This window comes from Saccharothrix sp. NRRL B-16348 (assembly GCF_001280085.1).
Taxonomy (GTDB): Bacteria; Actinomycetota; Actinomycetes; order Mycobacteriales; family Pseudonocardiaceae; genus Actinosynnema.
Window position 1 is genome coordinate 20,546 of the sequence record NZ_LGED01000277.1, and the last position, 7,812, is coordinate 28,357.

Genomic DNA, 7,812 nt, shown 5'->3' on the forward strand with positions numbered 1-7,812 from the left:
GGGAATTCCCCTGCTGGGTGAAAAGGTTCGGTCACTCTGCGCCCTTCCCCGGGGTGTCCTCACCGGACTCGTTGTCCGCGGGGCGGTAGGAGTTCAACCAGTCACGAAGTAGTTCGACGCGGGCGCGGTTAGCCTCGTCTCCGACGATGACAGGTGCTTCGTTGTAGGCCATGCTGTCGGAACGGCGGCGGAGTTTGACGTAGAGCCCGGACGCCTCGATGGCGTAGCGCTCCATGTCGTCCTGCAGCGCGCCGATCACGGTGATGTCGCGGTCCTTGCCAATTTGTTCGAACAGCGCGACCGCCTCGCGACGATGCTGCTTGCCGAGGTTGCGGCCCAGCTCGTCCAGCACCAGCAGCAAGGGACGGCTTCCTCCTCCAGCGAGCGCGGCGGCGCACACCAGCTTGACGGCTTTCTCGTCCATCTGTGCGGTGTTGCTGCGAAGGTTGTAGCCCGACATCCGTTGCCCTTCGGCGCGCCGCCACTTGGGCGTGACAGTCCACTGCCACGACCGATCGGAATCTGCGGGTGGCTCAGGCTCCGGGTAGTCGAGGCCCGCCCCGTAACCGCCGTAGCGTTGGTCGAGGCGGTCGAACTCATCGCTGACCTTCTTGAGCCTTGCCTTGATTCCCAGGGCGAGCGATGCCCGGTGCGCTTGCGAAGTCTGCTCGGCCTCGCTCAAACCCTGCCGAGCCGCCTCCAGGTCGCCGGTGCGTTGCGCGCGCTGGGAGGCGATCTGCCGTTGCTCGTAGAGGTCGTGCCGTTCGGTGAGGTTCAGGTGGGTGAGCAGCGCGCGGATGAGGTCAGGAACCAAGGGAATTCGAACGTCAAGTCCGCCACGTTGCCAGCGTTGCTCGATGAGCAGTTCCCGGATCTCGGCGGGCATTTCGTCGTGCGGCGTGCCGTCGGGGAAACACCTCCGCACGACCTCGTTGACCTGGTGCTGAGTTTCCTCGTTCCACCACGCGGTCGTGCGGGTGTGCAGCTCGGCGTCCAGGGCCAGCAGGAACCGGTGCGCTGACTCGGGTGAGTCTCCCCAGGCCGCCTCGCGCCCAGGCAGGTCCAACGCCAGTCGCTCATCGGTGAGCTTCGTCTTTGTTTCGTCCTGTTCGCTCAGCTCATGCTTGAGGCGACCTTCGGCGCTGCGCAGGTTTCCGATTCGCTCCTCGCGTGCTTGCTTCGCGCCCAGTACGCCAGCGTAAGCCTTGTGGGCAGCGTCCAACACGGGCTTCAGCGCAGTGCGCCGTTCGTCCCGTCCGCGGTTGGCCGCTCGTAGTTCGGACATCTTCTCTACGATCGAATCCGCCTTCTCAGCGGCTGCGGCCGCTTCGGTACGAGTTTTGGCTCGCGACAGCGCGCGCCGCTCCGCGGCGAGGATTTTCTCGACCTTGGTGAGAAGATCGGCTTTCCCGCGATGGTCGGCGCGGGCCGCGGCGATGCGTGCGGCGCGGCCGGTGAGCGGCTCTGCGAACTCACCCACGACTAACACCCCGGCGGCCACGTCGATCTCCGAGGGCTGCGCGCCCGCCCGGTCGACGATCGCGGACAGGAACGTGGAGAGGTCGAACCTTGGGTCGGCACTCGCGGGCACGCTGGTGCTGTGGGTGGGTGCGTGCGGCTGTGGGGGGTCGGCCATGACCAGTGTCGCCGTCCCTGACTGCCCCGCGAGTTTTGTCCGGGCTTCGCCGGCGCGCCCGCGTGGAATCACGATGGCGCCGCGATAGGGCACGAGGCGAGGTTCCCAGTCGCGTCGCTGGTCGGGATCGAGTTGGACGACGTCCAGCAACGGAGCGGCGGGGATGTCCTCCTCACGCAGCGCCTGCAACTCCTCTGCGGCCACGTCCTCACCGGATTCCGCGGCGGCGAGCCGCTTGCTCGCTCGTTCCTCGGCTTCCTCGGCGACTCCCTTGGCCCCGAGCGCCTGTTCCACCGCCGTGAGAGCATCGGCCTCCTCGGTCTGCGCGGTCACGACGCTGCGTCCGTCGGCACCGCGAGCCTTGTCCGAGAACTGCCGATGTTCCCCGGCCAGTTCTTCCAAACGCCGGGCGGCGACCTGATGAGCGGTGTCCAGCTGTTTGTCACGCTCGGTCAGTTCCTTCCAGCTTCGTTCGACCTCGCGAAAGTTGCGGTCGAGCTGCTCGTCATCGTTCAGCTTGGCGAGTTCGTCTTCCGCATTGGACAACTCGACCTGCAATTCTGCGGCGCGGACGCCCAGGTTCTTGAGGTCGTGTTGGATCTCGTCGGTGCGGGCGACGCCGTCCAGGAACCTCCGGGCGCACCGGGCTTGCCACGCTGCGGCCGCAGCGCCCAACAGACGGCGAGCTTCGACGCGCCGGGTGATGCCGGCCTCGACCACCGCCATCTCCTGTACCCATCGGTCGAGATCCCCTGTCGCCTCGCGAACGTCGGCGCGGTGGGTGTGCTCGGCCGACCGGAGAACCTGCTCCTGTTCGAGTTCGCGGTCCAGCCCGGTCAGTGTGGAGATGGCGTCGAAGATCCTCCGCGGATCCAGGTCGTTGAGCGGTTGGGCTAACAGGTTGGCCGCCGGACTGGAACGCACCGAGGTCGACAGGAACGACACGCACCGCACGTGGCTGCCGTATAGGACGGAAGCGAGCCGGTTCGCGTGGAAGTCGGTGCGTCCGTTGCTGGTCGGCAGCGCGTCCCACAAGCTGTCGACTCCCGCGGCACGTTCGGACTCGGTCGCCCCGTACGGGACGTGGAGCCCGTTGTGCCAGCGCAGATGCACGTGTGATGCCTTGCGGTTGATCCGCAGCCACACGGTCAGAGCACTGGCTGACAGCTCGGCGACAGTATCGGCACTAGGGTCGGCGAACACACCGATCACATACCCCCGGTCGACGCTGGACCAGCGGGTTTCCTGTGCCGCGAGCTCGGCGGTGAACAGCAGTTCCGCCGCCGCCGCCGCACCGCTGGCCAGCCGCCATTGCTCATCGGCATGCAGCAGGCTCACTGCGGCGATCAGGGAGGACTTCCCTGCCCCGTTGGAGTCCTTCGGGCCCTGGCCAGCGACAGTGACCAGGCCCTGGCTGATCATCGGCACCGGGTGTGTGGACAGCCGGGAGATGTCGACCACCTGGAGTCCGACCAACACTCGATTGCCGACGACGTCGAACGGGCCTGCATCACCGCCCGCGGACCAGGTACGGGCTGTGCTCACTTTTCTCCTCAGGGATGTGCGCGGCGTGCGCGAATCGCGGCCGCCAGCGGACTCTGCGGCGCGGCGGCCAGGATGAGCTCCTGCTGCAACACTCGACGTGCCACCGGTGTCAGCCGGTGGAGCTGGGGGCCGGGAAGGTAGGCGGACTCACCCACGGCGGTTCGGCCACGAGTGGGCGCGAGCTGCACGAGTCCAGCCGCACGCAACCTCCGCAGGGCGGTGCGGACATCTCCTCGTCCCGGCTGAGCGTAGCGGAGCAACTCACTGACGGTAGTCGGTCGCGCGGAGATCCAGGAGTCGCCGGACAGCTTTCCCTCGCTGCGGGGAATCGCGACCGAGTGGATCAACACCAGCACGAGCACGGCCCGATCGATGACGGGGAGGGCGTTCCAGCCCGCAGCGGTCAGTTCAGCCGCCACGTCGTCGCGGTACCCCGACGTCCACCGCGCGTTGCCCACCGGAACGAGCGTCCGTCCCACCCGGTGCAACAGGCGCTGGAGGTCCCGGCGCAGCGTGGCATCCCGCAACGCCGGCATCTGCACCTCGGGCACCGGCTGGGTGCTGTGTTCCACCGCCGCGAACGCGGCCAGGACTTCGTCACGGTGCTGTTCGCTCAACTCAGCGAGGATCGGCTCGAACACCGGGTGCGCCGCGTTGACGTTAGTCATCGCGGTCCTTCCACGTCGGCGCGGCCGATGTCGGCAGAAGAGGACACCATGCGCCACAGCTCGCGCAGAGCGCTCAGGTCCGCTGATCCCCATACCGCGACTCGCGGACCGAGCCGCACCATCTGAGCGGGCTCGTCCCACAGTAGCCAGGCGGCGCCCGCCAGACGCCGGATCGCCCCGAGCAAGGCTATGTTCGAGGCGGCCTCGGTTCGGTTGATGATCGCCCCGAGCACGGTTGCCACCTCGTCCTTCGACGCGGGCTTCCCCGGCCACAAGGGCCCTGTCGGGTCTGCCCAGCAGCAGCGCAGGCACGCGGCGAGCACACGTGCGGTGTCGTTAGGGTGCTCCACAGCGAGTACCGGCAGTCCCAACTCCTCCGCCACGCTGGGTCTCGCAGTCTCGGGAACCGCAGCCAGCAGCCACACCGCTGCGACGTCGGGCTCGACCAGGCGCAGCATTCCCGCAGGGAAGGCACTGCTCGGCGCCACGCGCTGCGGGCCGGTGGCGCGGACGCGCGCCCACCACAGTGCCGTTTCGGCCTCGGTCACCCCGCGTCTCCGTTCGCCCGATGACCGCGCTGGAAGCGTCCGTGCGACGTCCAGGACGGACTGGCGGCGACCTCGACACGGACGCCGTCTCCCCACACGAGCTCGTAATCCAGGTCGGGATGGTGGTGGATGGCCGTGACCTCGGCGAGCACGCGACGTGCTGACAACCAGTCACCGGCGTCGTCCAGCACGTCGACAACGCCCACCGATTCCGAGTCCGCGAGCAACCGCTCCGCGATGATTCTGAGCTCCTCGACGTCATCGGCGACACCGGCCTCGGCCTCCGGTTCCGGCTCGACGTCGTCCGACCTGGGAGGCGGAAGCCTCGTCGTGCTGATCTGGCGTCCTGCTTCCACTGCCTCGATCAGCGTGTGCGGTGAGAACCACGGCGCGGGGGCGTCGAAGACGAACCGGTCGAGCACTGCGGCGAGCACTTCCGGGCTCGAGTCACGGCCGAAGGTGACCCACGCCTCCACCGGGAGAAGGCCTAACGCGCGAGTGGTGCCGGCTTGCGCGATCAGTCGGCCCGCCGCCGCGTCGATCGCATCCGCGTAGGCGGCGAGTGCGACCCGAAGCGCCGCGCAGTCGCGATCGAGTTCGGTCCACCTTCCCAACACCACGGCGTGGACGCCCTTAGCCTGGTCGATCAAGGACTCGTTGCCCCACAGGAGCTGGGCGTTGTTGCCGAGCGTCTCGGCCGTGCTACCCATGGCCAGAATGATCAGCTCATTACCCAGCAAGCGGAACACCTTAGTCAACCGCCGCACGGAGGCCGCGCCGTCGGCCGCCGTGGCATTGGCGCTCTTGACGTTCAGGTGCTCCAAGGTCAGCAGCTGGTGCAGTTCCGACTGGCCGCCCTGTTCGGCCATGCGTCGTAAGAACAACAGCATCACATAGGGCGCGAACGCGGCCCGGTGGTAGCGCTCGTTCGGCCTGTCGTTAATCCGGCTGATCGCGCCGTACTCGCGCAACACGTCGAACCGCCGCCTCACCACCGGACCATCCCACCGTCGACACTCGGCGACAGCCTGCTCCGCCGTCAGTCCCTGGCTGCCCGCCTCGGCGAAGGCTTCCAAGATCGAATCGTCGACGTCGATCGTGGTGAGATCCAGGATCATCGCCCCTGCCTCGCGAGCCAGCACGGCGAACACCTGGCGATAGACCCGCAGCACTGCGGCTTCGCCGGTGAGATCGTCAAAGGTCAGCTCTGGCGGGTCGGTCAACGCGCTCGCTCCTGCTTTCGAGATCAGTGTGGACACCATTCCGCTCGCGCACCTGACGCCGGCGCGGTGTCCCCGGCTGAGGCGCCAGTCGGTCGTCGCGCGATGGACTGTAGGCACGTAGTCGAAAAAACGGTATCTCGAACAAATGTTCGAGTAACTGCACGTGTCCACGTCGTGGGCCATTCGAGTTGTGCATCGACCGCCCGCTGCTCCGAAAGGTGTTGATCAAACGTGCTCGGAGTTTGGCCCGTTGTCGGAGTAGATCCAGGGCTTGGGCGATGAGGTGGCGTGCTGCTCCAGCCGACTGGGCCAGCGCGAGGTAGTGCTCCCGCGTGTGTCGCACTCCGCTTCCGTCAGTCGGACGTTGCCGAACGTTGGCCCGGTGCGGCGCCGCGCCGGGTCTTCTGAAGTCGGGGTCTTGTGTGGAGGCCAGTGGCGGCGGCGTTCCCGCCTGTCGGTAGGTGATGTTGGTACGTACCGCCGCCCTGGCCGGACGCCGGGGAGGGCACCACCCTGCGCGAGATCGTTCTGCGGAGGGCCGGACGCCGGGCGGGAGTACCAAAGGATGGGAACAGGACTGACCAGCGGTTTTGTACCGGCAGCCTAGTGGTGGAGTCATCGTTCGGCCTAGCCGCGCCCGAGTAGCACCTGGGGACGGGTCGCTCGGACCCGTCCCCGCGCGGCTGGCCGAGATCGCGCGCAATCTCGGGGTCCGGATCGCCGAGGCCCGCGCCAACGGATGGCTCGGTGAGGTCCAAGGGCTCCAGACCAGCCTGGACCAGGCCCGCGAGAAGTTGGTCGCTCTCGACCGACTCGCCCGCACGGCGCGCGGTGGACCGGTGGCGATCGGGATGCCGGTCATCCCGCCAGTCCTTGGGTGAGCAGGTCTGAGGGCTCGCTCGGAGTAGCAACCGGGTCGATGTGCCGTGCTGGCTCCGAGCGGGGCCAGATGCGTCCGCGCCCGAGTTCGATCAGCCCCCAGGTCGAGCGGGTCGATCCACAGTTCATCGCGACCCCGCGAGCCCGAGCCCTCCGACGACGACCAGCACCGCGATCACCAAGAGCACGACCGCCAGCCGGAAGACTGGCCCCCACCCGGCCATCACGACCGTCCGCACCAGCTCGATCAGCTTGCCCACCACTTCGCCGAGCACCTCCACGACCTTCATGTCCCCTCCGTTTCCGGCACCGATGTGCCTTTCCTCAAGGAGACCGCCTGCACCCAGGCCACGAGGTCGTTGTGCGACGCTCGCGCGCTCAGTTGCGATAGATTGCGATGAGAGCCGCTGGCGCACGACGATCAGCACGACGGGCAGGAGCGCATGGGGAGGTTGGCGTTCCCGAACATCCCGGAGGGACCGCTGCGCGCACTGCTAGTGGCTTGTCACGCAGCCTTGGCCGGGTAATGGGTCCAGGTGCGGATGGGTGAGTCGGTGGCGAAGCCGGTCTTGGGCTGGGCGCGGGCGTTGCGCCAGCGGATGAACGAGCCGATGGCGGCGTTCTGTTCGGCGTGGGTGAGGTGGTCGGTGCCGTTGAGGGCGAAGTAGCGCAGGGCGGCGAACTCGGCCTCGATCCAGTTCAACCAGGAGCTGTAGGTGGGCAGGAACACCAGTTCGGCGTCGTTGTCGGCGGCCCACTCGCGGACGTCGGGGTGTCGGTGTGGGGAGAAGTTGTCCATGACCAGGTGGAGCCGCTGACCGGGCCACCGGGCGCGCAGGGCCTTGAGCAGGTCGAGGAACTCGCGGTGGCGTTTGCGGCGTCGGATCCGGTAGTGGATCTTCCCGGTGGTGAGGTCGAGTGCGGCGAGCATGTGCATCACGCCGTGGTGGCGGTTGTAGGTGGCCCGTAATCGGCGCGGCGACCCGGCGGGTCGCCAGGCTTTGCCCTTGCGCGGCATCAGGTTCAGCGGCCCGAACTCGTCGACGCAGATCACCCTGCCGTCGGCGGGCGGGTGGTCGTAGAGGTCGAGGATCCGGTGCATCTTCGCGAGGAAGTCCGGGTCGGTGGAGGCCTTCCAGGTGGTGGTGGCCTGCCAGGAGACCCCGGCGTCGCGCAGGATGCGCCGCAGCGTCTCCCGACTGATCGCGGCGACGGTGCCGCGGTCGAGCAGATGGTCGCGCAGCTTGGACAACGACCAGGTGGAGAACGCGGTGATGCCCCAGTCGGCGGGCGCAGTGCGGGCGATCAGGCAG

6 protein-coding genes are annotated in these 7,812 nt (G+C 67.8%); all 6 read right to left on the reverse strand.

Annotation, left to right across the window (positions count from 1 at the left end; all coding sequences use genetic code 11):
* Window positions 1-31 precede the first annotated feature (31 nt).
* On the reverse strand, window positions 32-3,181 hold the full coding sequence (locus tag ADK67_RS47920) for a chromosome segregation ATPase (RefSeq protein ID WP_053723304.1): 3,150 nt from the start codon (window positions 3,179-3,181) through the stop codon (window positions 32-34).
* Between the two features lie 8 nt (window positions 3,182-3,189).
* On the reverse strand, window positions 3,190-3,822 hold the full coding sequence (locus ADK67_RS47925) for a hypothetical protein (protein WP_231648721.1): 633 nt from the start codon (window positions 3,820-3,822) through the stop codon (window positions 3,190-3,192).
* A 23-nt stretch (window positions 3,823-3,845) separates the two neighbouring features.
* The gene (locus tag ADK67_RS47930; RefSeq protein ID WP_053723306.1) at window positions 3,846-4,397 is read right to left on the reverse strand and encodes a hypothetical protein; all 552 of its coding nucleotides are present in this window, start codon (window positions 4,395-4,397) and stop codon (window positions 3,846-3,848) included.
* Window positions 4,394-5,656: a hypothetical protein gene (locus ADK67_RS47935; RefSeq protein WP_231648722.1), complete on the reverse strand. Its 1,263-nt coding sequence runs from the start codon at window positions 5,654-5,656 to the stop codon at window positions 4,394-4,396. The genes ADK67_RS47930 and ADK67_RS47935 overlap by 4 nt, the downstream gene beginning before the upstream one ends.
* 968 nt (window positions 5,657-6,624) lie before the next feature.
* A complete protein-coding gene (locus tag ADK67_RS52005) occupies window positions 6,625-6,789 on the reverse strand; it encodes a hypothetical protein (RefSeq protein WP_157621666.1) in 165 nt (54 codons plus the stop codon).
* Between the two features lie 215 nt (window positions 6,790-7,004).
* The coding region (locus ADK67_RS47940; protein WP_053723307.1) for an IS630 family transposase at window positions 7,005-7,812 on the reverse strand (808 nt) is incomplete at its 5' end.